General features: G+C 50.6%; 31 protein-coding genes. 12 read left to right on the plus strand and 19 right to left on the minus strand.

Annotation, left to right across the window (positions count from 1 at the left end; translation table 11 throughout):
- Positions 1 to 32 precede the first annotated feature (32 nt).
- Both EDC33_RS09575 and EDC33_RS09580 read left to right on the plus strand, forming a co-directional pair.
- Positions 33 to 956 carry a manganese-dependent inorganic pyrophosphatase gene (locus tag EDC33_RS09575; protein ID WP_124010995.1) on the plus strand — a complete coding sequence of 308 codons (924 nt, stop codon included), beginning with the start codon at positions 33 to 35 and terminating at the stop codon, positions 954 to 956.
- Between the two features lie 12 nt (positions 957 to 968).
- Positions 969 to 1,232, plus strand: a complete 264-nt coding sequence (locus tag EDC33_RS09580; protein WP_094907029.1) for a GNAT family N-acetyltransferase — start codon at positions 969 to 971, stop codon at positions 1,230 to 1,232.
- Positions 1,233 to 1,375: 143 nt separating this feature from the next.
- On the opposite strand, the gene EDC33_RS09585 is transcribed toward EDC33_RS09580, so the two are convergent.
- Together EDC33_RS09585 and EDC33_RS09590 are read right to left on the minus strand one after the other, a co-directional pair.
- Entirely contained in the window at positions 1,376 to 1,666 is a 291-nt protein-coding gene (locus EDC33_RS09585; protein WP_094907028.1) for an alpha-amylase, read from the minus strand.
- Positions 1,667 to 2,686 carry a lactonase family protein gene (locus EDC33_RS09590; RefSeq protein WP_124010996.1) on the minus strand — a complete coding sequence of 340 codons (1,020 nt, stop codon included), beginning with the start codon at positions 2,684 to 2,686 and terminating at the stop codon, positions 1,667 to 1,669.
- Positions 2,687 to 2,831: 145 nt separating this feature from the next.
- Here EDC33_RS09590 and EDC33_RS09595 point away from each other — a divergent pair, with 145 nt between their 5' ends.
- A complete protein-coding gene (locus EDC33_RS09595) occupies positions 2,832 to 3,212 on the plus strand; it encodes a YolD-like family protein (protein WP_124010997.1) in 381 nt (126 codons plus the stop codon).
- 47 nt (positions 3,213 to 3,259) lie between these two features.
- Here EDC33_RS09595 and EDC33_RS09600 read toward each other — a convergent pair whose 3' ends face one another.
- Together EDC33_RS09600 and rpmG are read right to left on the minus strand one after the other, a co-directional pair.
- Positions 3,260 to 4,132 carry a bifunctional 5,10-methylenetetrahydrofolate dehydrogenase/5,10-methenyltetrahydrofolate cyclohydrolase gene (locus EDC33_RS09600; protein WP_124010998.1) on the minus strand — a complete coding sequence of 291 codons (873 nt, stop codon included), beginning with the start codon at positions 4,130 to 4,132 and terminating at the stop codon, positions 3,260 to 3,262.
- A 120-nt stretch (positions 4,133 to 4,252) separates the two neighbouring features.
- On the minus strand, positions 4,253 to 4,402 hold the full coding sequence (gene rpmG / locus EDC33_RS09605; RefSeq protein WP_084184929.1) for a 50S ribosomal protein L33: 150 nt from the start codon (positions 4,400 to 4,402) through the stop codon (positions 4,253 to 4,255).
- An 80-nt stretch (positions 4,403 to 4,482) separates the two neighbouring features.
- On the opposite strand from rpmG, the gene EDC33_RS12880 reads away from it, so the two are divergent.
- Positions 4,483 to 4,605 carry a hypothetical protein gene (locus EDC33_RS12880; RefSeq protein ID WP_255620880.1) on the plus strand — a complete coding sequence of 41 codons (123 nt, stop codon included), beginning with the start codon at positions 4,483 to 4,485 and terminating at the stop codon, positions 4,603 to 4,605.
- A 134-nt stretch (positions 4,606 to 4,739) separates the two neighbouring features.
- Complete coding sequence (locus tag EDC33_RS09610; protein WP_124010999.1) at positions 4,740 to 5,723, plus strand: metal ABC transporter solute-binding protein, Zn/Mn family; 984 nt, start codon at positions 4,740 to 4,742, stop codon at positions 5,721 to 5,723.
- A gap of 67 nt (positions 5,724 to 5,790) precedes the next feature.
- Here EDC33_RS09610 and EDC33_RS12680 read toward each other — a convergent pair whose 3' ends face one another.
- Together EDC33_RS12680 and EDC33_RS09615 are read right to left on the minus strand one after the other, a co-directional pair.
- Entirely contained in the window at positions 5,791 to 5,961 is a 171-nt protein-coding gene (locus EDC33_RS12680; protein WP_170156395.1) for a hypothetical protein, read from the minus strand.
- A 196-nt stretch (positions 5,962 to 6,157) separates the two neighbouring features.
- Positions 6,158 to 6,556, minus strand: a complete 399-nt coding sequence (locus EDC33_RS09615; protein ID WP_124011000.1) for a secondary thiamine-phosphate synthase enzyme YjbQ — start codon at positions 6,554 to 6,556, stop codon at positions 6,158 to 6,160.
- A 68-nt stretch (positions 6,557 to 6,624) separates the two neighbouring features.
- Between EDC33_RS09615 and EDC33_RS09620 the strand changes: the two genes are divergently transcribed.
- Positions 6,625 to 7,041: a DUF2188 domain-containing protein gene (locus EDC33_RS09620; protein WP_124011001.1), complete on the plus strand. Its 417-nt coding sequence runs from the start codon at positions 6,625 to 6,627 to the stop codon at positions 7,039 to 7,041.
- A gap of 39 nt (positions 7,042 to 7,080) precedes the next feature.
- Here EDC33_RS09620 and EDC33_RS09625 read toward each other — a convergent pair whose 3' ends face one another.
- The 3 genes from EDC33_RS09625 to EDC33_RS09635 all read right to left on the minus strand — a co-directional run bounded on the left by EDC33_RS09625 (position 7,081) and on the right by EDC33_RS09635 (position 9,134).
- Positions 7,081 to 8,145, minus strand: coding sequence for an NAD/NADP-dependent octopine/nopaline dehydrogenase family protein (locus EDC33_RS09625; RefSeq protein WP_094907021.1), 1,065 nt, complete (start codon positions 8,143 to 8,145; stop codon positions 7,081 to 7,083).
- Positions 8,146 to 8,244: 99 nt separating this feature from the next.
- Complete coding sequence (locus tag EDC33_RS09630) at positions 8,245 to 8,649, minus strand: (deoxy)nucleoside triphosphate pyrophosphohydrolase (RefSeq protein WP_094907020.1); 405 nt, start codon at positions 8,647 to 8,649, stop codon at positions 8,245 to 8,247.
- 239 nt (positions 8,650 to 8,888) lie between these two features.
- Positions 8,889 to 9,134, minus strand: a complete 246-nt coding sequence (locus EDC33_RS09635; RefSeq protein ID WP_249036089.1) for a hypothetical protein — start codon at positions 9,132 to 9,134, stop codon at positions 8,889 to 8,891.
- A 43-nt stretch (positions 9,135 to 9,177) separates the two neighbouring features.
- Between EDC33_RS09635 and EDC33_RS09640 the strand changes: the two genes are divergently transcribed.
- The gene (locus EDC33_RS09640) at positions 9,178 to 10,059 is read left to right on the plus strand and encodes a helix-turn-helix domain-containing protein (protein ID WP_124011002.1); all 882 of its coding nucleotides are present in this window, start codon (positions 9,178 to 9,180) and stop codon (positions 10,057 to 10,059) included.
- Between the two features lie 20 nt (positions 10,060 to 10,079).
- On the opposite strand, the gene EDC33_RS09645 is transcribed toward EDC33_RS09640, so the two are convergent.
- The 4 genes from EDC33_RS09645 to nagE form a co-directional block, all read right to left on the minus strand.
- A complete protein-coding gene (locus tag EDC33_RS09645; RefSeq protein WP_228311689.1) occupies positions 10,080 to 10,583 on the minus strand; it encodes a GNAT family N-acetyltransferase in 504 nt (167 codons plus the stop codon).
- Complete coding sequence (locus EDC33_RS09650) at positions 10,580 to 10,873, minus strand: protease inhibitor I9 family protein (protein ID WP_040106440.1); 294 nt, start codon at positions 10,871 to 10,873, stop codon at positions 10,580 to 10,582. Before EDC33_RS09650 ends, EDC33_RS09645 begins: the two co-directional genes overlap by 4 nt.
- 10 nt (positions 10,874 to 10,883) lie before the next feature.
- Positions 10,884 to 11,990 carry an iron-containing alcohol dehydrogenase gene (locus EDC33_RS09655; protein ID WP_124011003.1) on the minus strand — a complete coding sequence of 369 codons (1,107 nt, stop codon included), beginning with the start codon at positions 11,988 to 11,990 and terminating at the stop codon, positions 10,884 to 10,886.
- 91 nt (positions 11,991 to 12,081) lie between these two features.
- Positions 12,082 to 13,548, minus strand: coding sequence for an N-acetylglucosamine-specific PTS transporter subunit IIBC (gene nagE, locus EDC33_RS09660; protein WP_124011004.1), 1,467 nt, complete (start codon positions 13,546 to 13,548; stop codon positions 12,082 to 12,084).
- Between the two features lie 134 nt (positions 13,549 to 13,682).
- On the opposite strand from nagE, the gene nagA reads away from it, so the two are divergent.
- Positions 13,683 to 14,819, plus strand: a complete 1,137-nt coding sequence (nagA, locus tag EDC33_RS09665) for an N-acetylglucosamine-6-phosphate deacetylase (protein WP_124011005.1) — start codon at positions 13,683 to 13,685, stop codon at positions 14,817 to 14,819.
- A 147-nt stretch (positions 14,820 to 14,966) separates the two neighbouring features.
- On the opposite strand, the gene EDC33_RS09670 is transcribed toward nagA, so the two are convergent.
- Both EDC33_RS09670 and EDC33_RS09675 read right to left on the minus strand, forming a co-directional pair.
- Positions 14,967 to 16,583: a BCCT family transporter gene (locus tag EDC33_RS09670; RefSeq protein WP_094907015.1), complete on the minus strand. Its 1,617-nt coding sequence runs from the start codon at positions 16,581 to 16,583 to the stop codon at positions 14,967 to 14,969.
- A gap of 106 nt (positions 16,584 to 16,689) precedes the next feature.
- Entirely contained in the window at positions 16,690 to 17,034 is a 345-nt protein-coding gene (locus tag EDC33_RS09675) for a hypothetical protein (protein WP_229716739.1), read from the minus strand.
- Positions 17,035 to 17,138: 104 nt separating this feature from the next.
- Between EDC33_RS09675 and exaC the strand changes: the two genes are divergently transcribed.
- The 3 genes from exaC to EDC33_RS09690 all read left to right on the plus strand — a co-directional run bounded on the left by exaC (position 17,139) and on the right by EDC33_RS09690 (position 19,970).
- Entirely contained in the window at positions 17,139 to 18,659 is a 1,521-nt protein-coding gene (gene exaC, locus EDC33_RS09680; protein WP_094907014.1) for an acetaldehyde dehydrogenase ExaC, read from the plus strand.
- Positions 18,660 to 18,995: a DUF779 domain-containing protein gene (locus EDC33_RS09685; protein WP_040106446.1), complete on the plus strand. Its 336-nt coding sequence runs from the start codon at positions 18,660 to 18,662 to the stop codon at positions 18,993 to 18,995.
- Between the two features lie 246 nt (positions 18,996 to 19,241).
- Positions 19,242 to 19,970, plus strand: a complete 729-nt coding sequence (locus tag EDC33_RS09690) for a metallophosphoesterase family protein (RefSeq protein WP_094907096.1) — start codon at positions 19,242 to 19,244, stop codon at positions 19,968 to 19,970.
- Between the two features lie 154 nt (positions 19,971 to 20,124).
- Here the strand turns inward: EDC33_RS09690 and EDC33_RS09695 are convergent, their stop codons facing one another.
- Complete coding sequence (locus EDC33_RS09695; protein WP_040106447.1) at positions 20,125 to 20,427, minus strand: thiamine-binding protein; 303 nt, start codon at positions 20,425 to 20,427, stop codon at positions 20,125 to 20,127.
- 97 nt (positions 20,428 to 20,524) lie between these two features.
- Here EDC33_RS09695 and EDC33_RS09700 point away from each other — a divergent pair, with 97 nt between their 5' ends.
- Positions 20,525 to 20,704, plus strand: a complete 180-nt coding sequence (locus EDC33_RS09700) for a hypothetical protein (RefSeq protein WP_040106448.1) — start codon at positions 20,525 to 20,527, stop codon at positions 20,702 to 20,704.
- A 63-nt stretch (positions 20,705 to 20,767) separates the two neighbouring features.
- On the opposite strand, the gene EDC33_RS09705 is transcribed toward EDC33_RS09700, so the two are convergent.
- The 3 genes from EDC33_RS09705 to EDC33_RS09715 are packed head-to-tail and all read right to left on the minus strand — an operon-like array spanning position 20,768 to position 23,447.
- On the minus strand, positions 20,768 to 21,640 hold the full coding sequence (locus EDC33_RS09705; RefSeq protein WP_229716738.1) for a DNA-3-methyladenine glycosylase family protein: 873 nt from the start codon (positions 21,638 to 21,640) through the stop codon (positions 20,768 to 20,770).
- Entirely contained in the window at positions 21,640 to 22,515 is an 876-nt protein-coding gene (locus EDC33_RS09710; protein WP_124011007.1) for a M23 family metallopeptidase, read from the minus strand. Before EDC33_RS09710 ends, EDC33_RS09705 begins: the two co-directional genes overlap by 1 nt.
- A 14-nt stretch (positions 22,516 to 22,529) precedes the next feature.
- Positions 22,530 to 23,447, minus strand: a complete 918-nt coding sequence (locus tag EDC33_RS09715) for an ABC transporter substrate-binding protein (protein ID WP_124011008.1) — start codon at positions 23,445 to 23,447, stop codon at positions 22,530 to 22,532.
- Positions 23,448 to 23,544 lie beyond the last annotated feature (97 nt).

Consider the following 23,544-nt stretch of genomic DNA (forward strand, 5'->3'; position numbering starts at 1 on the left):
AGAGTAATAACATATCAAAAGGAGAATGAAACATGACCCAGACAAAAATTTTCGGACACCAGAACCCGGATACGGATACGATCACTTCCGCACTCGTCACTGCGGACATCGAGCAGCAGCTCGGCAATGACGCTGCAGCCCGGCGCCTTGGTGAAGTCAATCCTGAGACGCAGTATGCGCTCGACCACTTCGGTGTCGAAGCCCCGGCAATGCTCGAACCGCTCGAAGACGATGCACCGGTCATCCTGGTGGACCACAATGAGTTCCAGCAGTCCGCAGAGAACATCGAGAATGCCGACATACTGAAAGTGTACGACCATCACCGCATATCCAACTTCCGTACGGAGTCCCCGCTCTACTATCGTGCAGAGCCCGTCGGCTGTACGGCGACGATCCTGAAGAAGATATATGCGGAAAACGACCTCACCATCTCCAGGGAGATGGCAGGACTCATGCTTTCCGCAATCATCTCGGATACACTGCTGTTCAAATCACCGACTACGACTGAAGAGGACAGGAAAGCTGCCGAAGCATTGAAGGAGACCGCGGAAGTCGACCTCGAGGAATACGGCATCGAAATGCTGAAGGCCGGCGCGTCCACAAGCGACAAGTCTGCAGAGGCACTCATCACCGGTGATGCAAAGACATTCGAGATGGGTGAGCGTTCTACCCGCATCGCCCAGGTCAACGTTGTGGATGTGGATGAAGTCTTCGAGCGCAAGGAAGAACTCGAATCTGCCATCAATGAACAGATTGAGAAGGATGGCTACGATCTTTTCGTACTTGTAGTCACGGACATCCTGAACTCCAACTCCAGGGTCCTCGCACTCGGCGCCCACGCCAAATCCATCGAAAAGGCGTTCGATGTCGCCCTTGATGAGAATTCGGCGGTTCTTGAAGGTGTCGTATCACGCAAGAAGCAGGTAGTACCACAGATTACAAAAGCATTGTCATAAGGAGGCATCTATATGCTGAAGAAGGAAGATGGCAGACTTTATCTGGAAGAAGGACACGAAGTCGTTGCGGAACTCATCTACAACAATCATGAGGAGTACTATGATGTGACCAGCACCTACACGAAGCCAAGCCACCGCAACAGGGGACTGGCAAAGGACCTGGTGGATGAAGTGGTTGAAATGGCACGTGAGGACGGCAAGAAGGTCCAGCCGACCTGCCCATACGTCTCCTACGCCATCCGCGACTCGAAGTATGACGACATAAAAATAAAATGACATCAGAAAACCCCGCCACATTTCAGTGTGGCGGGGTTTTCCTATGGAAGGCAATTCCAAAAATAGTTGAAAGAATGAAAAAATGGTATGAACAAATAATATCATCAGTTTTCTGAAAAATCAATATTATCAGCATACTTGAATCAATTAAATATTTTACTTATTACACTCTCCTTGCCTTCCTGAAGACGCTCCTTTGAACATTCATCCTCAATCCGGTATCCCAGCTCGTCCGTCGCCCTGGAGAATGACACCTCATCGATATAGTTTGTGAGTTCCGCCTGGTCGTAGCACCCGGGATGGACGATCTCCTCGAGTGTATGGTCGACGATCACCCGCTCGGAACCGCTCGTCCGGTCCGCCAGCGGCAGAAAAAGCAATCCGACCGCAACTGCCATCAGAACCAGGACAGCCCATATGCCTCTACTGTTCATTTAGACGAATCCGACAAAGACGCCTTCCGGCACTTCCAGTTCGCCTTCCTGCCGTTCGATGGTGCCGTCGTCATTCACCCTGAACAGTACAAGGTTGTGGGAACGCTCGTGGGCACATATCAGATAGTCCCCATCCGGTGTGAGGTTGAAGTCCCTCGGCCAGTCCCCGTTCGTGGACTCGATCTGGAGGCGTTTCAGCGCTTTGCCCTCCTCAATGATTTCAAATGCGGCGATGCTGTCATGGCCGCGGTTCGATACATAGATGTATTTCCCATTCGGATGCTTGCGGATTGCAGCGCCCTGGGAATGTCCTTCGAATGATTCGGGAAGTGCGGAATATGTCTCCACAGGGAAGAATTCCCCATCATGATAGTTGGCGACGATCACTTCGTTGGAAAGCTCAGTGAAAATATAGGCATGGGTGCCGCTGTCGTCAAAAACCAGATGCCTTGGCCCGCTCCCTGCCGCAACCGTGCATTCCGAAATCTTATGCAGCTTGTCGTCCCTGATCTCAAGCGTCACAATCTTGTCCGCCCCGAGATCCACCGCTGCGATGTATCTCTTATCCGGCGTTTCAGTGACGAAATGGGAGTGGGGATTGTCCTGGCGTTCATGGGGGCCATCGCCCTCCACTTGGAAAATATCCAGACGCTCTGATGCCACGCCACGTTCATCCACGCGGTACAGCCTGATTTCCCCGGAGAGGTAGACCGCATCCACTATATAATTCTGATCTGAAGTGAGCGTCAGATGGCAGCCTGAAGCGCCTTCCTCCAGGCAGTCTTCGATGAAGCGCAGCTCCCCCGTCTCGAGATCGCTGATTTCGAATGTGGCGATGCCCGCCTTCGTCTTGCCCTTCTTCACTGCATATACGCGGTCGTTTTCGATATCCAGATAGGTCGCGTTTGGAGATTCCGCCGCCTCTTCCACGGCGGTCAGTTTTCCTGCTTCCGTGTCCAGATTGAACTTGTATATCCCTTTTCCATGCTCTTTTGTATAAGTACCGACGTACCCGATCATGCTGATTCCTCCTCCATCTTTTTCTATTATAGTAGCATACCCTCTCCCATACCCTAAATGAAAAGATAAATTCCACTTGAAAAAGCGAACACATGTTCGTATAATTGGAATTGGCAGAGGCACAGGACAATGAGGGGGGATGCAGATGGACTACCGCGATATGCCGATGGATGAACTCGACTCCAATATTCCACAGGGGCGCGGGATGATCAAATGGGCGCCCTTCGCCACCATGCCCGAACAGTTTGAAAGGGTCGACCGGATGATCAAGGACCAGACCCGGATCGAGCGGCCGGTCCTGTCCGATGACCGGCTGGATGAGATGAACCACATCCTGAAGAAGGCGCTGCATGAGAAACGGTGTGTAGATGTCGAATATTACTACGATGGCTTCCGTTTCCATGCCGAACTCAGACTCGTCCAGGTCGATACATGGAGCATGGTGCTGATCGGCCATCATCCGGACGATGATGCCGAAATGACATTCATTTCATTCATAGACATTCTGGACATCACCATGCTGTAGCGTGATATCAGAAAAGCCATGCAGAAAATTTTCTGCATGGCTTTTCTCTAGCGTTCCAGGAAGAGGACCGGTTCCTTCTGATAGTCGGTTGCCATCATCAGATGATAGGCGAGGACGGTCGTCGTAATCGCTCCGACGCCGCCGGGAACAGGCGTGATATAGGAGGCCTTGTCCTTTACTCCTTCATAATCGACATCGCCGACCATCTTTCCTTCATCGTTGAAGTTGATGCCGACATCGATGACGATCGCCCCCTCCTTCACATGCTCGGCGCGTATCAGGTTCATCGCACCGGCTGCACTGACGATGACATCTGCATTGCTGCATTTGGCCACCAGGTCATCGGTATAGAGGTTGCATGTCGTCACCGTCGCATCCCGGTTCATGAACAGCAGTGAGAGCGGCTTGCCGACTACGGCACTCGCTCCAACGACTGTCACGTTCTTCCCTTTCAGATCTATGTCATAGAAATCAAGCATCTCCATCACACCCGCCGGTGTACATGGTTCAAGCCTGTTCTTCTCATTGGTCAATACCTGACCGAGGTTGAAAGGCGTCATCCCATCGATATCCTTCATCGGGTTCATCAGTTCCACCACCCGCTTCATATCGATGTGCTCGGGAAGCGGCTGCAGAAGCAGTATGCCATTTATCGAATAATCCTCATTGATCTCCCTGAATTTCGTCAGAAAGGCCCTGGCGGAAATATCCTCCGGAAAGTGGTACTGTTCCGTCTCGATGGACAGCTTCTCGAACCTTTTCATAGCCGCCCGTTCATAGGAGATGGAATCCGACAGGTCCCCCACCCTCACAAAGGCGACCTTCGGCTGGATCCCATGCTTATGCGATTCTTCGAGAGCATGCTGGATCCCTTCTGATAAATGTGCCGCAACTGCTTTGCCATCCATAATCGTTGTCATAAAAATGCGCTCCTTCATACCCTTTTTATCCCAATATACCACACTACAGATCGAAGCATACACCCAAAAGCGCCACCTTTATGACAAAATAAAAAAGCCGCCCGATGGGCGGCATCCCCGTTACTTTGTTTCACGGTGGATTGTATAGCTATTGGATCTTGGGCAGTATTTCTTCATTTCAATACGCTCAGGATTGTTTCTTTTGTTTTTAGTCGTAATATAGTTACGATCTCCACAATCAGTGCAAGCCAAAGTTACATTTACTCTCATCAGTTACGCCTCCTTTATTCATTACCTGTTCCGCTTTGCGGTGAGGAACATCCAAATTGGGATAATGTTGCTATTATACCATGTCCAGGGGCTTGTTGGAAGCTGACCCGGACTCCGTTTCAACTGGCCAGTTGATCATCCCGGGGGATGAAACGATGGTCTTCAATGATAACAGGTTCCTCATCAACATTGAACCGCCTTAACCATTTTAAAGGTTTATCGATATTTTTTCAACACTTTTGTGGAAAGGGCCTAAAATTTAAAATTGCACTTGCCTAATCGAAATCATTACGATATAATTTTAAATCGTAATCATTACGTTATGAAGGAGTACATTATGAAAAAATATCTATTCCCGGGCTTGATGGCCCTTTTGGTGATGGCCCTCGCTGCATGCGGTTCATCGACTACAGATTCCAATGAAACAGACGATGATGTACTGACAATCTATACGACCGTATTCCCATTGAAGAGTTTCGCCGAGCAGATCGGCGGCGGGTCTGTTTCGGTCGAGACCATCTACCCGAACGGTGCCGACATCCATACTTATGAACCTACTCAGAAGGATATGCTCGAATATGCAGAAGGCGACCTCTTCATCTATACGGCGGATGACCTCGATCCGGTCTCCCAAAAGATCCGGGGGGCAGTGGAAGATCATACTGTATTCTTCCCGGCCGCCGAAGGTATCCCTGAAGAGGCATTTGAGCACGATCATGAACATGAGGAAGCTGAAGAAGGTCATGAAGACGAACATGACCACGAAAGTGAAGAAGGACATGAAGACCACGGACACGGAAATGGTACAGATCCCCATATCTGGCTCGATCCCAACCTTTCTATAGAAATGGCCTCGGCCATTAAAGACCAGCTTGTGGAAATGGATCCCGACAACGCTTCGGACTACACTGAAAACTTCGAAGCGCTGGAACAGGAACTGACTGACATTGATGCGGAACTTGCCTCCATTACAGAAGCCCCCCTCCGTGACACCGTCTACATCTCCCATGAATCCATCGGCTACCTTGCCGACAGATACCATTTCGAGCAGGTCGGGATATCCGGATTGAACAACCAGGAGCCTTCACAGCAGGAACTGACCCAGATCATCGAGGATATTGAAGCCAAGGAAATACCTTATATCCTTTACGAGCAGAACATCACTTCAAAAATCACCGACACGATACGTGAAGAGACCGACACAGAGCCACTCGAGTTCCACAACCTCTCTGTATTGAATGACGAAGATGACCCGGAAGCCACCTACCAGTCCATCATGCAGGATAACATTGAAGTATTGGACCGTGTGCTGAACGAATAGACTGGAAACGGGATCGCGTGATCCTGCACCATCAAAAAAAGCTGACCGGGGGTCAGCTTTTTTTAATCTAATTATTTTCCGCTTCCAGCTCATGCTTGAGCTTCTCGGTGAATTCCTTGATCTCATCGACATCCTTCTTCAGGAAGAAGGCGAGGATGGCCACTCCGGCTGTGCCCACCAGAATAAGTACAAGAATCAATTTAAGCAGGAAACTGAGCAATGATTTTATGAATTCCATATTGACCTCCATGAATTATTTTAACCCCTCTACCCTGAGAATCTAAAATTCATTCAAAAACTTTTGAAAGAGGGTTGATATTTATCTGAAAATTCAGTATTATAATAGTAGTTAATCACTATTAACTAACCTATTCCATTTTCTTAAAAATTTCTCCTATTTTTCCTGCATCCACAAGGTGCAGGTTTTTTTATTTCTACCCTTCAATCACTTTGATGTGCACCTTGCGGTCCCTCGGTCCGTCGAACTCGGCAAAATAGGTACTCTGCCATGTGCCATAGATAACTTCGCCGCCATCTATGATCAGGGTCTCGCTGGCACCCGTCAACGAGGACTTCATATGGGAGTCCGAATTGCCCTCTGCATGCCTGTACTCCTTCTTATTGTCGAACGTCATGTTCATTCCATAGACCAGGTCACGTGTCACATCAGGGTCTGCATTTTCATTGATCGTGATTCCGGCCGTCGTGTGCGGAGTGAATATCGCCATGATGCCCGCTTCGACCCCGCTCTTTTCGAGCGCTTCTTCGACAAGTGCATCGATATTGATGTACTCTTCCCTCACTTTGGATGTTACGGTAAATGTAAACAGCATATTATCACCTTTAACTTTCCTCTGTATGGGTACTATAATACTAAATATTGATGAAAGGGGAAATGGAGATGCCTTATACAATGAACGACTATCCGGATTCTTTGAAGAACATGGAGAAGCTGGAGCGTAAAAAGGCGATTGACATCATCAATGCCCTGCTTGAGGAAGGCTACGACGAAGGCCGTGCCATCCCGATCGGCACCGAGCAGGCCCAGGAATGGTACCAGGATGCTTCCCAGAAGGAACTGGATGAACTCAAGGATGAAAAAGTCACAGACCATGAAAAGGATCCCGGTTCACAGGGAGGCAAGATTGCAGACAATAATGTGGAGGTCTTCTTTGAGGACGATGAATGGAAAGTCCAGACCAAGGGGGCAAAACGTCCGAGCAACACATACGACAATAAGAATGACGCAATCAGTCGGGCAAAGGAAATTGCCGAAAACCGCGGTGCTGAAACCATCATCCACAATAAGAACGAATAGAATGGATATCCCCGGCTTCTTGAAGAGCCGGGGATATTTCTATACTTGTGCGTTCAGGTCCTTTGTGCCGTCCAGACCAATCTTCTCAAGCGTCAGTCCCTCCCGCGTGAAATCAACTTCAAGCATCAGTGAAGTCAGGTGGATGATGGAGTCGATCGAAGGTGTCTCCACATCCACCGCTTCAGCAATGCTCTTCCACAGGACGAGGCCATAGCCCACATCCTCGACAACATAACGGTTGTTCAGCGTCACGGGACCTACCAGATCCTTCAGTACCGGACTTTCGTTGTACTGCTCCTTAAGCGGCTTGCCCGGCTCGAAATAGGTGCTCCTTTCCGAACGCGCGGATTTGTCCAGCGCTTCAAATTCGAGGGCCTCGCATATCTTCTGGCGCTCTTCATCTATCGCTTCGATCACTTTGACCGTATGATGGGTCACCCCATCGCGGTAGAGGTAGAACTCCTCACCATGATTGTCGATGAAGCCCGTATTCAATATGGAAGGGGCCGGATGGCTCTCCGGGTTTCCGTTGTTCAATGCCGTTTCAATGATGTTCGCAGCCGGTACGAGCGTATCATAGAGCACGCCAAGCTTCTCCATCATCTTCTCAGTATCACTGCTCGGATATGCACTGAACAGGTTGTGCCTGCTCCTCAGTATGATATCCGCATCGTTTTCTTCATAGTCATATCGTGCAGCATATGTCAGGGACATCGATTCCCCGATCAGAACCGAAACCTCGGGACGCTTCTCCTTCAACAGATTGGTGAGCATCATGCTGTTCATCGCACTTGCACCATTTATGAAGACCATCTGGCCATCCTCAAGATATGGGATGAGTTCCTCGAACATCTGCGCGAGTATATGGGTCGGCAGACATGTCATGATCACTTCTGCATCCTTCACCGCTTCGAACGGATCTTGGGTGAATTTGTGGAAATATAGTGCCTCACCCTTGAAATTCACTTTACCCTGCATGATGTCCTCATGGGGGTCCTTCAACGCCTGGAGGGAGTGGTACAGCGTCACTTCGTGGCCTCTTGCGGTCAGATCTGCTGCAGCTACAACTCCCCCGTTGCCTGCACCAACTATGGAAACTTTCATTTAATTAGAACACTCCTTAATTTGTATAGGGAACATTATACTGAAAATTCCGATATTAATCCACTATAAAAACCGGTTCCGAAGAACCGGGTCCCTGCCCTATTTCGCCGGGCTGCCATTTTTGATCATTTCGATGGCCGGAATGTCAGCAGGTGCCCAGTCGAGTGCTTCGATGTCCTTGCGTGACAGCCATTTCATATCGATATGTTCGAGGAGCTGGATTTCCCCCGACAGCTGCTTCGCATAATATGTCGTCAGTTCGACCGTTCCGAAGTCATAGTCATGCACTGTGGTGGTGATCCGCTCCCCCACTTCTATTTCGCATTCCATCTCTTCCATCAGCTCACGCTTCAGCGCTTCCGCCGGTGCCTCACCCGCTTCAATCTTGCCTCCCGGGAATTCCCACATCAGCGCCAGGTTCTTGCCTTCCGGCCTCTGTGCACACAATATCTCATCCTTTTCATTCACTATGACAGCACCAACGACTCTGATATATTTCTTCATGATATCCTCCAAAGTTTTATAATACGGCCATTATAACAAAAAGACTGCGCCGGATCTCCCCTTCACAGTCGAGTTTAATATATAGTATATGGTATTATTATCTTGTCCTAAAAATTTAACCTGACCTCATTTGGAACAAAAAAAAGACCCTCTGCCCAAAATTATTAAGAGGTCGGGTGCATTTCGGGGCAGAGGGAATCCAATTAAGGGTAAGGAAAAAATGAACTTACTAGAAGTTGCTAATAAACATTGATAGGGGCTGGCCTACCATCAGGAAGGTAACCAGAACCTTTACCAAAAGTTCCAACTTCTTCATAGCCAGCTTTTACAACACTCGCTTCTGCTGTAGAAGTATTGACTACTGAGAATGAGCCAAATAGAATTGTACTCACTACCAAAGCACTGATAATCTTTTTCATGCCATCACCGCCTTCAATGTTTATAAATATATTATGCATCATTCCAAATATTCTATCAATATTCACATATGCAAAAATTGTGAACATTCACTGATTGGGGAGGATACCGATGAGATATTATGAACGCTTCAAGGAAATTCGACAACAAAAAGGTCTAACCCACAAAGAAGTTTCGGAGGGGATATGCGGGATGACGACGATCTACCGTTTTGAACGGGGAGATACGGCAATTACAGCGGAAGTGCTCTACAAACTGTGCCAGCGCCTCAGCATCAGCATGCAGACGCTTTTCATAGATGAAGAATCCGAATACGCACTGATCGACTACTATCTCGACAAGCTGCGGGACTATGTCTATTTCAAGCATCCGGAGATGCTCAAACAGACCCTTCAGGATGCCAAGAAAACGATTAATGAAAAGCCCGGCTTCGATCTGAAATACCGCAACTATGACCGGCTCTACCGCACATACACGGCAATCGACTTAAGGAATGACGATAAGTATGTGCAGGCCGAAAAGATCCTCCTCGAACTCATGGAGGAAACCAAAAACATAAAGTCGCTGGAACTGGAGATCATCAACGCCCTTGGTGACCTCTATATCGTCACGGACCGGGATGATGAGGCACTGGCCCTCTATCAGAAGCACAGGAACCGCATTCTCGATTTCCCACGTGTGGACGGTTTCGAGCGCTTCATGATCAAGCAGCTCCACTACGGCTACGCCTCATGCCTCTACAATAATCATTCCTATGTCCAAGCCCTGGAAGTATGCTACAAGCTGCTCATCCGCATCCAGGAAAACAACTCCATGTTCTATCTGGGCAAAACACATCACCTGATGACACTGATCTACATCGCGTTGAGGGACCCCAAGCCTGCCAGAGAGCACCTGACCAAATGCGAAGCTGCATTCCTGCTCGAAGACTTGGACGACAAATTGGCATACCATATACAGATTGCCAGGGAGGAAATAGAAGCGCTGGGGTAGATCATCTGCCCCAGCGCTTCTTATATATGACGTCTGAACCTCAGTGAAATCTGCACTTCACCCGTTCCCGTCCTCTGCGATTTCTTTCCGATGTACTCGAAGCCCCTGGCCTCATAGAAGGGCTGGCCATGCCGGTTGCCCTCCTGCACGGAAACGCACTGCTCCACCAGACCTTTATTCCTGTGATCCTCCGTCAGGCGGTCAAGGAGCATTCGACCGATGCCCTTATACCTATGGGCTTCATCCACATAGAATACATATATCTCCCCGCTCCGGACGGAAGCCCTGCCGCCTCCGATTACGCCCACCACTGCACCATCGAGTTCGGCTACATAGCTGTAGCGGCCTCTTCCGATATCCTGCATGACCTTCTTTTCACCATACCAGAATTGGACGGTTTCATGCTGGTGGCTTCGGGAGAGCAGACCTTCCACCGTCTGTTTCCATCCGTTACGGCAGATCCGTGCGATGGCTGGTGCGTCTTTCGGTTCGGGCCGCCGGATATCAGGCTTCATCGAAGTCATTTCTCACCCGGAGGATCAGGCACATTCACTTCCTGGTCCAGTTCGACATAATTCACCTTATCCAAGCGTTCCATCTTCTCGGCCTCTTCTTCCGACATTGAAATGACATACACCTTCATCATCGAAAAGCGCTGTTTGACATCATCAGGTTCCAGACCGGCCGAATCGAGGTCTTCTTCAGTCAGCTCTCCCCTGACACCAACCAGATAGTCCGACTTTTCTTCCATGCCGCCACACCCCGCCATCATTAGGATTGATAGGAAAAATACCAGGCAGACACGCTTCTTCATGGCATCACCCCTATTTCTTTTCAAGCATCCCGATAATTTCATCTTTGGACAGCTGTGCAATATTATTCTTCATATTTGCAGGCTGCATGCTTTCTTCTGCAATCTGCGGAATATCCTCCCGGCTGATGCCGAGGTCTTCGAATGTCATCGCAAGCCCCATCTCACGCTTCAAGGCATTGAATGCTTCACTCAATGCCTCTGCATCATCAAAACCGATGTCTCTGGCATGCTGTTGAATTTCAGGGTTCGCTTCTGCGTTGATCACAAACCATGCATCCATCGTGAATGCACACGCTTCGCCATGCGGCACCCCATAATGGGAAGTCAGGTAGTAGCTCGTTGCATGCGAGCCCGAAGTGCCGGTCTGACTGAACGCCATGCCTGCCAGCATGCTCGCCAGCGAGAGATTATTGCGTGCCTCCCTGTTGGATGGCTCCGTGTAGGCAGCAAGCAGATTTTCAAATGCGAGCTTCGACGCACGGATCGCCAACGCGTCGGACACGGGATTGTGCTTGACCGAACCCAGGCAATCGAGCGCATGGCAAAGGATGTCTATCCCCGATACCGCAGTGACGCCTGGAGGACATGTCAGTGTCAGCTCGGGATCGACCACGGCCGTCTGCGGATAGAGTGCCGGACCGATCAATGGCACTTTAAGTTCCTTTTCCTTGTCGCTGATGATGCTGGCTGCAGTGACTTCGGATGCTGAACCGCTCGTGGTCGGTATCGCTATGACCGGCAGTGCCCGTGTAAAGTCGTCATGTTCGAGCAGGTCTTCCATCGCAATCCCCTGCATGTATGCAGCAGCGGCAGCCTTCGAGGCATCCATGGCTGATCCGCCCCCGACGGCCACTACGGCGTGGGCATTATGCTGGTTCATCGCGTCTACGATTGTGCCGACATTCTGCAGGGTCGGATTCGGTTCGATGTCGGAAACGGTCGCTTTTACGCGCTCGCCAAGCTGTGTATTGATGAACTCTGTGGTGCCGTTCTTCATCTGGGAATTCGACGATACGACAATGATGCGGCTGTAGTCTTTGGCTTCTGCAACTTCATTGATCTGGGAAATGATCCCTTCCCCAAATTTGATCTCGACTGGATGGTGAAAATTAAACATCAAGCTCCTCCTCTATGCTTTCTTTCCTCCATTATATACTAAACCGGTAGAGAATATAACAGGGCCCCTCCAAGAGGTGCCCTGCATATATCTATAGGAGACGCTTCATTTCTTCAGCAACATGTTCGACTTCCGTCCCCACCACGACCTGCACATTATTTTTGCCTGGTTTCGCAATGCCGTGTGCCCCTGATGACTTGATTTGATCTTCATCAATCAATGAATCATCATGGACATTCACCCTGAGGCGTGTCGTACAATAGTCGACCGTATCGATGTTGTCCTTGCCGCCGAGGCCAATCAGGATCTGGTCGGCCTTGCGGGAGTACCTGTCGTCATGGGAGGTCTTGAGGTCCTCCCCTTCTTCGGCTCCAGCCGGTGCTTCCGCGGAAAGTACCGCATCATCGCGTCCTGGTGTCTTGAGGTCCATCGCTTTGATGATGACCCTGAAGATGAAGTAGTAGAGGACAAAGAACACCAGACCCTGGACGAGCAGCATATATGGCTGGTTGGCAATCGGCACCTGTGTACTCAGCACAAAGTCGATGAGTCCTGCGCTGAAGCCGAATCCGGCCGTCCATTCGAACAATGCTGCAATGAACAGGGAAAGCCCTGTCAGCAGTGCGTGCACCAAGTAGAGCAGTGGTGCAAGGAACATGAATGAAAATTCAAGCGGCTCCGTCACTCCTGTAAGGAAGGCCGTCAGGGAGGCAGCAAGCAGGATCGAGCCCGCCGCCTTCTTGTATTCCGTCTTCGCCGTATGGTACATGGCAAGCGCCGCGCCCGGCAGGCCGAACATCATGATCGGGAAGAACCCGGCCTGATAGCGTCCGGTGATGCCCTGTTCACCGGCATTGTCCCAGAAGTTTCCGATGTCGTTGATGCCCACCGTATCGAACCAGAACACCGAGTTCAATGCGTGGTGCAAGCCTGTCGGAATCAGGAGACGGTTGAAGAATCCGTAGATGCCTGCACCAAGGGCCCCCATTCCACTGATCCATTCACCGAAGCTGAACAGTCCGTTATAGAGCAGCGGCCATACGAAGTAGAGTATGCCGCTGAGCAGGATCATGACAAACACTGCGATGATCGGAACGGCACGCCGTCCACTGAAGAATGCCAGATAATCCGGCAGTTTCGTGCCACTGAAACGGTTGTAGAGCGCTGCACTGATCAGCCCTGTGATGATTCCGAGGAATACGTTGTTTTCAATGACGCCAAAAGCTTCCCCGACCTCTTCGACTTCAACACCGCGCAGCAGTGCCACAGAATCTGCACTCAGGAGATTCGTCACGACAAGGAATGATACGAGGCCTGCGAGTGCCGCTGCCCCGTTCTTGTCCTTCGACATGCCGAAGGCGAGCCCCACCGCAAAAAGAATCGCGAGATGATCGAGAATCGCACCGCCTGCATTGATGAACATACCGGCAATGGCGCTGCCCCCGCCCCATCCCTCAGGGTCGATCGCGTAGCCGATGCCGAGCAGTAGTGCTGCAGCCGGAAGTACTGCGACCGGAAGCATGAAAGCACGTCCCATATTCTGTATATAACGTAACATGTAAATCCTCCTTCACCCTTTTTATGTAAATGCTTACATCCAATATAGCACATGGCTATGCATCAATGTATAGGAATTTATTTCATATATACTATAATAAGATTACAAATGATTATGGAAAGGATGAAAGGACTATGCGGCTCCTGATTAAAAATGCATGCCTGACAACACATGAAGAGAGGCTTGAGGACCATTGGCTGCTGTGCACCGATGGCAGGATTGAAGATTTCGGCCCGATGGACAGCTGTCCGGAAGTCGGGGAGGTCATCGATGCCAAAGGGATGAATGTACTGCCCGGTGCCATAGAGATGCACATCCATGGTGCAGACGGGGTGGACGCCATGGATGCAGACATGGAGTATATAGAAAAGATTTCCGAACATCTCCCGGGAACCGGTTCGACTTCCTTCCTTGCCACTACAATGACTGCGCCGATTGAAGACATCGAGCGGGCGCTCATGAACCTTGCAGATTATAAATATGTCTCCGGTGCCAGAATGCTCGGCATCCATCAGGAGGGGCCCTTCATTTCAAAAAAGCATCCCGGCGCCCAGGATCCAAAACATATACTCGATCCGGACAGTGACACCATCCATCATCTGCAGAATATTTCCGGAAATCAGATCCGCCTGATCACCTATGCCCCGGAAGAGGATGATGGGGAATTCCTCGATGCATTGAAGGCACTCGACATCATCCCTTCCGCCGGCCACACCGACGCTACATTTGAAACCTTGAAGCAGGCCCAGGCACTCGGCCTCTCCCATGTGACCCACCTATACAATGGCATGCGTGGGCTTCACCACCGTGAACCCGGCACCGTCGGATTCTCCTACATGTCGGATGCCTATGTCGAATTGATATCCGATGGCATCCATTCCACACCGGAAATGGTGAAGCTTGCATATGATGTCATCACACCCGACCGCCTCGTCATGATCACCGATGCCATGAGGGCCCAAGGGCTGCCGGATGGAGAATATGACCTCGGCGGCCAGACCGTCCATGTAGCCGGAAAAGAAGCCAGGCTCGCTGACGGTACACTTGCGGGCAGCGTACTCACCATGAAGCAGGCCGTCAGGAACATGCGTGAATTCACAAGTTGCGGATGGACCGATATCGTCAGGATGACCGCCTACAATCCAGCAGTCGAACTCGGCCTAACGGATTCGAAAGGTGTAATCAGGAGAGGCGCCGATGCCGACCTTGTCATCTATGATGAGGATGCCGACCTGAAGCACACCATCATTGGCGGAGAGGTGTATGTCTGAGTTGGGTTGCTGGAGATGGGTGGGCATCAACATGCCAACTTGCAGTCGCAGCGGTTCCGAGTGTGAATTAACGTCCAATACTCCACCCGCCACCCCATTCCACACAAAAAAGCTCCGGAATTTTAAAATTCCGGAGCTTTCCTTATACTATTCCCACCACTTGTCGCGCTTGGCATACGAAATGGAGAGTGTTCTTCTTTCTTTTTCCTTATGTGCCCTATGCCGCTCTTCGAGCTTGACCCGGTCGTCGCCGAGCGTCCGTATGAACGATATCATCAGCATGACGAATATGATGATCAGAGGCGCACCGGCCACAATGGATGCCGTCTGCAGCAGGCCGAGTGAGTCCTCACCGCTGATGAGCATCAGCGAGAACGGCAGTACGGATAGTGCGAATGCCCAGAAGAGGCGGTTCCATCTGTACGGCTCCCCATCGACTTCGGTCTGAGTCGTTGCAGAAAGGATGTAGGAACCGGAGTCGAATGTAGTCGCCAGATAGATGAGTGCAGTAAGTACGAATACCGCTGTGGTCAGCTTGCCGAATGGCAGCTGGCCGATGACTGCCATAATTGCCGCTTCCCCACTTTGGTTATTGAGCACTTCTGTGACGGAGAATGTTCCGGAAAGTTCCAGCCATAGGCCGTAGTTTCCGAGGATGCCGAAGAACAGCGCACAGCCGAGCGTGCCATAAAGCAGTGTGCCGAGCACGACTTCCTTCAGTCTGCGGCCTTTCGAAATCCGCGCAATGAAGAGTCCGACGAATGGCGCATAGACGAGCCACCATGCCCAGTAGAACACGGTCCAGCTCTGTGGGAACGATGTTTCAGGAACATTGTTGTAGCCGCCGAACGGTTCAAGCCATGTAGCCATCCTGAAGAAGTCCTTGATCATGAGGCCGACACTTGAAACCGTCGTCTCCATGATGAAGACCGTCGGTCCGACAATGAAGACGAACCCGAGCAGAATGAATGTCAGCCACAGGTTGATGTCGCTGAGCACTTTGATGCCGCGCTTGAGTCCCGAGTAGGAGCTGACCGCAAAAATCACAGTCGCTGCAACCAGAATCCCAAGCCGCAGAGCTGACCCTTCTCCATCGATGCCGAACAGTGATTCCATACCTGCTGCAATCATCGGTGTCGCAAGGCCGAGTGTCGTACCGGCACCGCCCAGCAGACCGAAGATGAACAGCACATCGATCAGTTTTCCGGGCCATCTGGTGGTATATTTCCCGAGTATCGGTTCACATGCCAGACTGATTTTCAGTATCGGCCTTTTCTTGACGTATAGGGAGTATGCGATCGGCAGGGCGGGCAGTACATATATGGCCCACGCGATCGGTCCCCAGTGGAATATTCCGTATGTAGTCGCATAGTTGATCGCTTCTTCACTTGCAGGGTCCAGGTGAAACGGTGGTGCCTGATAATAGTAGACCCACTCGATGACGCCCCAGTACAGGATGCTCGAGCCGATACCCGCACAGAACAGCATGGCCGCCCAGCTGAAAGTGCCGAATTCAGGCTCATCGGATTCCTTACCGAGTGTCACCTGTCCATATTTGCCGAATGCGATATAGAGGACGAAAAAGAATACCGCAAGACCGACTGCCAGATACACTGCCCCGAGTCCCGTGGTCACCCATTCATTCAACTGAAGGATCGTATTCCGGCTCGCTTCAGGGAAAACGATGAGCGGGACGACCACCGACAGCAGGATCAATAGTGACGCAATGAATGTCGGCCAGTCCATCAATCGAAATTTCTTCATATCTTCACCTCGTATAAATTTATTTTCCATTTCAAAAGACTGTCTTATATTAACACAGTGGGAGATATAAGCAAGTTGACAAAAAAAGATGGACCGGGGTCCACCTTCATTCCTTCATGTTATAGCTGTATCTCTTGAAGCGTATCGTCAGCGGCAGGAACACTGCCATATAGATCACCAGCAGCAGCGCACTCAACCCGACCGATATCGATACCGGCCAGCCCATGATCGGGATCAGCAGGAATACCATCATGGCCAGGCCGATGATCGCGATATAATCATAGATGAGCGTCAATGTCGACGGCTCCAGATATTCCCTGCACCTGGGACATCTGATCCGCGTGCGCGGCTTCAGTGCATATCCCAGAAGCTTCTCCTTATACGTCCACTCATGACTGCAATACGGACATTCTCCCAATTCCATCACTCCGCTCATAAACTGTAGACCCATTATAATCGAAAATTGATGATCAGCCAAACCCCATAAATGTAAGCGCTTGCAAATATCTCAATATTGGAATAAAATGAAGGTACATTAAACAGGGGGTATGCATAATGGTATATGAGTTTCCAAACAAAGAAAATGCACAATATAAAATCAAGGAGCAGTATGAGAACTTCATCGGCGGGGAATGGGTGCCGCCGGCAAACGGAAAGTACTTCGACAACGAGTCTCCGGTCATCGGCAAAGTGGTCTCAAAAGTGCCGCGCTCCACAAAAGAAGATATCGACAAAGCGGTCGAAGCTGCCCATAAGGCGCAGGAGGAATGGGGAAAGACCTCCCCGACCGAGCGGAGCAACATCCTGCTCAGGATTGCGGACCGCATCGAACAGAACCTCGAGGAACTTGCCGTACTTGAAACTTTCGAAAACGGCAAGGCCGTCAGGGAAACACTGAACGCCGACCTGCCGCTCGTCGTCGACCACTACAGATATTTCGCCGGCGCCATCCGCGCCCAGGAAGGCGGCATATCGCAGCTTGATGAGGATACCGTGGCCTATCACTTCCACGAGCCGCTGGGTGTCGTGGGACAGATCATCCCATGGAACTTCCCGCTTCTGATGGCGACATGGAAGCTTGCACCGGCGCTTGCTGCTGGAAACTCCGTCGTACTCAAACCGGCAGAGCAGACACCATCGACGATCCTGCACCTGATGGAGCTCATCAGCGATATTCTTCCGAAAGGCGTCGTCAATGTGGTCAACGGATTCGGTTCAGAAGCCGGCCAGGCGCTTGCGACACATGATAAGATCAACAAGCTCGCCTTCACTGGGGAGACGACGACGGGGCGCATCATCATGCAGAATGCCAGCCAGAACATCATTCCGGTCACACTGGAACTTGGCGGTAAGTCCCCGAACATCTTCGCCAAGGATGTCATGGATGAAGATGATGGATTCCTCGATAAGGCGATTGAAGGCCTCGTGATGTTCGCGCTCAACCAGGGTGAAGTATGTACCTGCCCGTCACGCGCTTTGATCCATGAAGATATATTCGATGAATTCATGAAACGCGTCATCGAGCGGGTCGAGCAGATCAAGGTCGGCAACCCGTTCGACGAAAATACGATGATGGGTGCCCAGACTTCCAAGGAGCAGAAGGAGAAGATCAGCTCCTATCTTGACATCGGCAGGAAAGAAGGCGCCGAAGTGCTCACAGGCGGCAGCATCAAGGAAGTCGATGGAGAAATCGAAGGCGGCTACTATTTCGAGCCGACCATCTTCAAGGGTGACAATAAGATGCGGATATTCCAGGAAGAGATTTTCGGACCCGTCCTTGCTGTCGCAACATACAAGGACGATGACGAAGCGATCGCCATTGCCAACGATACACTGTATGGCCTCGGCGCGGGCGTATGGACCCGCTCCCAGAACAAGGCATACAGGTTCGGGCGTGCCATCCAGGCAGGCCGTGTATGGGTGAACACCTATCACGACTACCCTGCCCACGCTGCATTCGGCGGTTATAAGATGAGCGGCATCGGCCGTGAAAACCACCTGATGATGCTCAGTCATTATCAGCAGACGAAGAATATGCTCGTCAGCTACGGCGAGTCTCCAAAAGGATTCTTCTAAATGGAACAATTGAAGGCCGTTGACGCGACAGAAGCGGCCAGGTCCCTTATACGGGAGCTCAAGGAGGAACACGGAAATCTCATCTTCCACCAATCCGGCGGCTGTTGCGATGGCTCCAGCCCCATGTGCCTGAAGGAAGGCACCATGATCATCGGTGATGCGGATGTGAAGCTCGGGGAAGTCGAAGGCGTCCCCTTCTACATGCATCACCGCCAGTACGAATACTGGAAGCATACACGCCTCACCCTCGATGTCGTCGACGGCATCGGCGGCATGTTCAGTGTGGAGGGACCCCGTGGCGTCCGCTTCCATATACGGAGTGAACCCATCAAATAAGAAAAGCTCTTACACTTTAAACTAGGCCCTATAAATTAGACACTAGCAAAAAGAATCTTATCATTTTGAGCTGATCCCCCGGAAGTTGGACCTGAAATCTAACTTCCGGGGATTACTTTTATGGTCGAATACAATTTATATATGGAATCAAAACTGAAACTGCCATTCATTTTAATTTCTTGATGTCTTTTTCTATAACGATATATAATTTGAGGAAACAACAATAACAAAAGGCGGTGTTTCATGATGAAAATTGCATTTGTTTCGGATATACATGGAAATGCAACTGCGCTCGAAGCAGTGCTGGCAGACATTGAAAAGAAGAAGGCAGATAAGATTGTAGTAATGGGCGATATTTCCTACCGTGGCCCGGAACCGAAGAAATCACTCGACCTGGTCAGGAATTTGAATACGGCAGTCATAAAGGGCAATGCAGATGAATGGCTCCACCGTGGAATAAAGGATGGAGAAGTTCCGGATCAGGTTTTGGATACCATGAGAGGAGAACGGGAATGGGCGGTCGGCCAGTTATCAGATGAGGATATGGAATATTTAAGAAACCTTCCATCAGAAGTGACTGTTGATCTGACAGATAAGATTAAAGTACATTGCTTCCATGCCACACCGGAAAGTCTCTTTGAGGTTGTCAAACCGACAGAATCAGATAAGGCACTGGAAGAGAAGCTGATGCAGAACCAGGAAGCGGATATCTACTTATATGGTCACATCCATCTTCCATATGTCCGTTATATCAATGGAAAATGTGTGGCTAACTTAGGAAGTGTCGGATTGCCGTTCGATGGTTTGAACCATGCTTCCTACCTTATGGCGGAAGGGGATAAAGAGCAGTTCAATATAGGTATTCAACGTGTACAATACGATGTAGAAAAAGTTAAAAAGCAATTGGAAGAGAAAGATTATCCGAACCTCGGATTTCTGACTGGCGTAATCGAACGCGGTTCGTTGCCACAGTAATGATAGACATCACCAGATTTCCAACTGTGAATGGAAACACACTTAAATAACAAACGCCCACGCTCAAGAGCGTGGGCGTTAACCTATCGTCCTTCCTCATATACACTTGATAATAAGGATTTAAATGACGGATATCAGTCCTTTTTAACAGCAATTATTCATCATCAAACTCGTAGTAGTCCGACAGGATGTCCTTGATTTTGATCGCCTCTTCGGACTGTATCAGTTTGATGTTTGATATGACCTTGTCGCATCCTTCGCTCGCAAGATGACTGTTCAATTTCTTGATCAGGTTCATCAATTCGTCGATGCTGCCTTCAACCGTCGTTTCCATCGGTCCGACGAAATGGGTCAGGCCGCTTTCTTCAATGATTTCAATCGCACCGCCCACATGACTATAGAGGTCATTCGACTCCGGATGGTGAGGAAGTAGCTGCACACTCATAATATAGTTCATCAATAAGCCTCCTCTTTTAATTTTTGTTCACTATTATGATACCATTATAAAAAATGCTTTTAAAGAAACTCGGTGTTTATAAAAAAGGAGCAGATGCATGAACCGAAATACCATCAAATGGCTGAACTTCACGCTGACGGTCATTGCCCTATTCGCAATATACGTATTCCTGGACGGTATCGTCGACCCATCCATGCACGGTCTGATGATCGTCGGCCTGGTGCTCATCGGCATGGTTTCCCTTGTCCTCGTCCTGAAGCGGGAGAATGGAGAATGACGTCATCATATCAGCAATGAAACCCACCATATGAATATGGTGGGTTTTATTGTGCAGCCGCTGCTAGCCGAGTACACGCCACATGTAGAGCGTGGCGTAGGCACCATAACCGCCCCACGTGTCTGTAACCGACTGGATGTATGCACGGTCCGGCTTCTCCTCAAGGTCATCCGTCGTCCGGATCGCATTCTTCAGGCCTGCGTCCCCTACCGGAACGGCATTCCTGAATTTCAGGGTGCGCATCAATACCGAATTGGCACTCCATGGTCCTATGCCTTTGAAGCTTGTAAGATGGGCAAGCGCCGTCTCATAGTCCACCATCCGTTCCAAATGCGCCTTTGAGAGTATCCCGTCCTCGATGCCGGCTGCACAGCGGTGGACATATTCGGCCTTCCTGTAGGACACCTGCATGCTGCGCATCGATTCCGCGTCCAGTGACAGGAATTCCCGGGCTTCTGGCATCAGCCAATACCGCTCCCCTTCAAATTCAATATGGTGGCCGAAGTGTTCGATGAGCCTCCTTTTCAATGTGAAGGCAAACCGCATGTTGATCTGCTGGCCGAGTACCGACCAGAGCAGCCCCTCCATCATGTCCACGGTGCAGTTCATGCGGTAGCCGTGCAGAGTTTCCACAACAGGACTGAGGCGATCGTCCCCACGGGCAAAGCGGTAGAAGGCATCAAGATCATATTCAAGGTCGAACCATTCCGTGACATAGCCCTTGACGAGGGATTCCGGCACTCCTTCATTCATGAGGATGGCCACTTCCACCGAGTTGTCCTCCGGTCCTTCCGAAACCTCAAACAGCACACGCGCCCCCTCAAGCACCACTGCTTTCCTGACGGTGCCCGCCTCTGTCTGGTAAAGGCAGTCATCCTGCTGGTCCATGAAGTCATAGGCCAATCCATAATCGAAAGGCCCGTTCGCCCTGATCATCATTGGCCGCTTCTGCCCCAGACGCGGTCCCCCTGTCTTGGTTCGCCGGAAGGGGAAAACTGGATGCGTATGGATTTCGAAGTATAGGGATCGACGCCATCCATCACATGGAAATGGAGGTGCGGTGTATCGGAGGCGCCACTGTTGCCGCCTTGTGCAATGCGCTCCCCTGTCTCGACCGTGTCGCCTGCCTTCACCGTGACCGAATGCTTCCTCAGGTGGGCGAGCAGAGAATATTCATTGTAGCCGTGGGATATGATGATATGGTTGCCTTCAGGTGCCGACATGTTCGGGTAGTGCGGCAGGTTGTCCTCCGCATCATCCACCACCTTCACGACTTCCCCGCCTCTTGGGGCAACGATGCTCGAGCCGAATGCATGGTAGGACTCGAGCATCTCAGCGTCCCCTTCGAATGCCGAGCCGTCCACTTTGCGGATGAAGTCATAGGCATACCGCTGATGCTCATATGGATAGTGGTAGTTCAGGAATGCGTCGTTCCCGCCCCACAGCACAAACCATTCTCCTTCAAAGGGCAGACGGTACGTGTTGATCGTCACTTCCCGGTCGGAAGTGAATTGTTCATAGATGTCGAACTGGATGCCGATGATGTCCCCTGCACTGTCGTAGGCGACGGTGATCATCCTGGCGTCGCCCGTGTCCACCCACTGGTATCTCCTGATCCCCGGCTCAAGCTGGTTCGAATGCTTCAGTTCAAAGCTGCCGGCGTTGCGGCTGAAATCAGCGGCGGCTTCCCGGAATGTCTCCATATCCATCTGGAGCTGGAAATCCTGCACCGTCTGCCTGTATATCTGTTCAAAGTTCCCATTGGAAAAATGGTATCCGAATTCCTCCGGGAATACTCTGTCCTGTGCCATAATGGTCCTCTCCCTTACGGTTTGATGCGTTCTATTATATCTTCCGCCTGCATTTCAATCGAAATCAGATCGTTCAAGCGATAATCGTCGTAATCCTGCATGATGACATTTTCTTCATCGATGCCCATCACCTGGGCGATCTCCGTGTCCAATCCATCATCCTGCTGCCTGGTATTGACGAAGACATGATCGGCCTTGTAGCCGTCAAGGTCGTCGATCGAAACCTCAACCGGTCCATCTTCAAGCGCTTCTTCAAGGTCTTCATCCATCTGGAAGCCGAGCACATCATACACCGCTTCCGTGCCGAACGCCGAATGCCTGCCATATATGTAATATGAATCCGGCCCTTCCACGAGTACCAGTGCTTTCCTGTCCATCGTCAAACCGCCCACTTCACGCTGCAGACGGGTCGTCTCCTCCAGCCATTCATCCCCGAGCGCCTCCGCTTCCTCCTGTTTGTTCAGTATCACACCAAGGTTATAGAGGTGTGCCAGATACAGCCTGTCCCTGAAGGGGCTGAATGCGGCGGTGCTGTAGTTGATCTGCACGGTCGGAGCGATTTCCTGGTATTCGAAAAGGTGTTCATCCGGAGTGAACGTGATGATCAGGTCCGGATCGAGCGCCTTCAGCGCCTCGATGTCGCCATGCTCCAGATATGCCACATCCTCCTCAAGGACTTCCTCGGCGAGGCGGGTGCCCTTGACGACATCCGTTACACCCGCCACGTTGCCACCGAGGAGGCTGGCATTGCCGGCATCCATCGCCCGGAGCAGCACCACGCGCTCTGGTTCGGCCGGTATTTCTATCTCTTCCGTATGTTCCGTCATAACCTGCCGCACTGAGCCATCTTCCGAGACACCGGTTTCCCTGAAGCTGCTGCATGCCGACAGGACGCCAATGAGCAGCACCATCAGTACAAGTCTTGTTTTCATCGATTCATCCTCTTCATTTGATTCATTATCATTATACACGAATGGATTTTTCAAAGAAAATGAACCAGAACGCAAAAAAATCAGGCATGCACCTGAT

The sequence above is a fragment of the Salinicoccus roseus genome, assembly GCF_003814515.1.
GTDB lineage: Bacteria > Bacillota > Bacilli > Staphylococcales > Salinicoccaceae > Salinicoccus > Salinicoccus roseus.

Coding starts and splice junctions, on each gene's coding strand:
- EDC33_RS09575 (WP_124010995.1), top strand. CDS start 33: ATGACCCAGACAAAAATTTTCGGACACCAGAACCCGGATACGGATACG.
- EDC33_RS09580 (WP_094907029.1), top strand. CDS start 969: ATGCTGAAGAAGGAAGATGGCAGACTTTATCTGGAAGAAGGACACGAA.
- EDC33_RS09585 (WP_094907028.1), bottom strand. CDS start 1,666: ATGAACAGTAGAGGCATATGGGCTGTCCTGGTTCTGATGGCAGTTGCG.
- EDC33_RS09590 (WP_124010996.1), bottom strand. CDS start 2,686: ATGATCGGGTACGTCGGTACTTATACAAAAGAGCATGGAAAAGGGATA.
- EDC33_RS09595 (WP_124010997.1), top strand. CDS start 2,832: ATGGACTACCGCGATATGCCGATGGATGAACTCGACTCCAATATTCCA.
- EDC33_RS09600 (WP_124010998.1), bottom strand. CDS start 4,132: ATGACAACGATTATGGATGGCAAAGCAGTTGCGGCACATTTATCAGAA.
- rpmG (WP_084184929.1), bottom strand. CDS start 4,402: ATGAGAGTAAATGTAACTTTGGCTTGCACTGATTGTGGAGATCGTAAC.
- EDC33_RS12880 (WP_255620880.1), top strand. CDS start 4,483: ATGTCCAGGGGCTTGTTGGAAGCTGACCCGGACTCCGTTTCAACTGGC.
- EDC33_RS09610 (WP_124010999.1), top strand. CDS start 4,740: ATGAAAAAATATCTATTCCCGGGCTTGATGGCCCTTTTGGTGATGGCC.
- EDC33_RS12680 (WP_170156395.1), bottom strand. CDS start 5,961: ATGGAATTCATAAAATCATTGCTCAGTTTCCTGCTTAAATTGATTCTT.
- EDC33_RS09615 (WP_124011000.1), bottom strand. CDS start 6,556: ATGCTGTTTACATTTACCGTAACATCCAAAGTGAGGGAAGAGTACATC.
- EDC33_RS09620 (WP_124011001.1), top strand. CDS start 6,625: ATGCCTTATACAATGAACGACTATCCGGATTCTTTGAAGAACATGGAG.
- EDC33_RS09625 (WP_094907021.1), bottom strand. CDS start 8,145: ATGAAAGTTTCCATAGTTGGTGCAGGCAACGGGGGAGTTGTAGCTGCA.
- EDC33_RS09630 (WP_094907020.1), bottom strand. CDS start 8,649: ATGAAGAAATATATCAGAGTCGTTGGTGCTGTCATAGTGAATGAAAAG.
- EDC33_RS09640 (WP_124011002.1), top strand. CDS start 9,178: ATGAGATATTATGAACGCTTCAAGGAAATTCGACAACAAAAAGGTCTA.
- EDC33_RS09645 (WP_228311689.1), bottom strand. CDS start 10,583: ATGACTTCGATGAAGCCTGATATCCGGCGGCCCGAACCGAAAGACGCA.
- EDC33_RS09650 (WP_040106440.1), bottom strand. CDS start 10,873: ATGAAGAAGCGTGTCTGCCTGGTATTTTTCCTATCAATCCTAATGATG.
- EDC33_RS09655 (WP_124011003.1), bottom strand. CDS start 11,990: ATGTTTAATTTTCACCATCCAGTCGAGATCAAATTTGGGGAAGGGATC.
- nagE (WP_124011004.1), bottom strand. CDS start 13,548: ATGTTACGTTATATACAGAATATGGGACGTGCTTTCATGCTTCCGGTC.
- nagA (WP_124011005.1), top strand. CDS start 13,683: ATGCGGCTCCTGATTAAAAATGCATGCCTGACAACACATGAAGAGAGG.
- EDC33_RS09670 (WP_094907015.1), bottom strand. CDS start 16,583: ATGAAGAAATTTCGATTGATGGACTGGCCGACATTCATTGCGTCACTA.
- EDC33_RS09675 (WP_229716739.1), bottom strand. CDS start 17,034: ATGGGTCTACAGTTTATGAGCGGAGTGATGGAATTGGGAGAATGTCCG.
- exaC (WP_094907014.1), top strand. CDS start 17,139: ATGGTATATGAGTTTCCAAACAAAGAAAATGCACAATATAAAATCAAG.
- EDC33_RS09685 (WP_040106446.1), top strand. CDS start 18,660: ATGGAACAATTGAAGGCCGTTGACGCGACAGAAGCGGCCAGGTCCCTT.
- EDC33_RS09690 (WP_094907096.1), top strand. CDS start 19,242: ATGAAAATTGCATTTGTTTCGGATATACATGGAAATGCAACTGCGCTC.
- EDC33_RS09695 (WP_040106447.1), bottom strand. CDS start 20,427: ATGAACTATATTATGAGTGTGCAGCTACTTCCTCACCATCCGGAGTCG.
- EDC33_RS09700 (WP_040106448.1), top strand. CDS start 20,525: ATGAACCGAAATACCATCAAATGGCTGAACTTCACGCTGACGGTCATT.
- EDC33_RS09705 (WP_229716738.1), bottom strand. CDS start 21,640: ATGATCAGGGCGAACGGGCCTTTCGATTATGGATTGGCCTATGACTTC.
- EDC33_RS09710 (WP_124011007.1), bottom strand. CDS start 22,515: ATGGCACAGGACAGAGTATTCCCGGAGGAATTCGGATACCATTTTTCC.
- EDC33_RS09715 (WP_124011008.1), bottom strand. CDS start 23,447: ATGAAAACAAGACTTGTACTGATGGTGCTGCTCATTGGCGTCCTGTCG.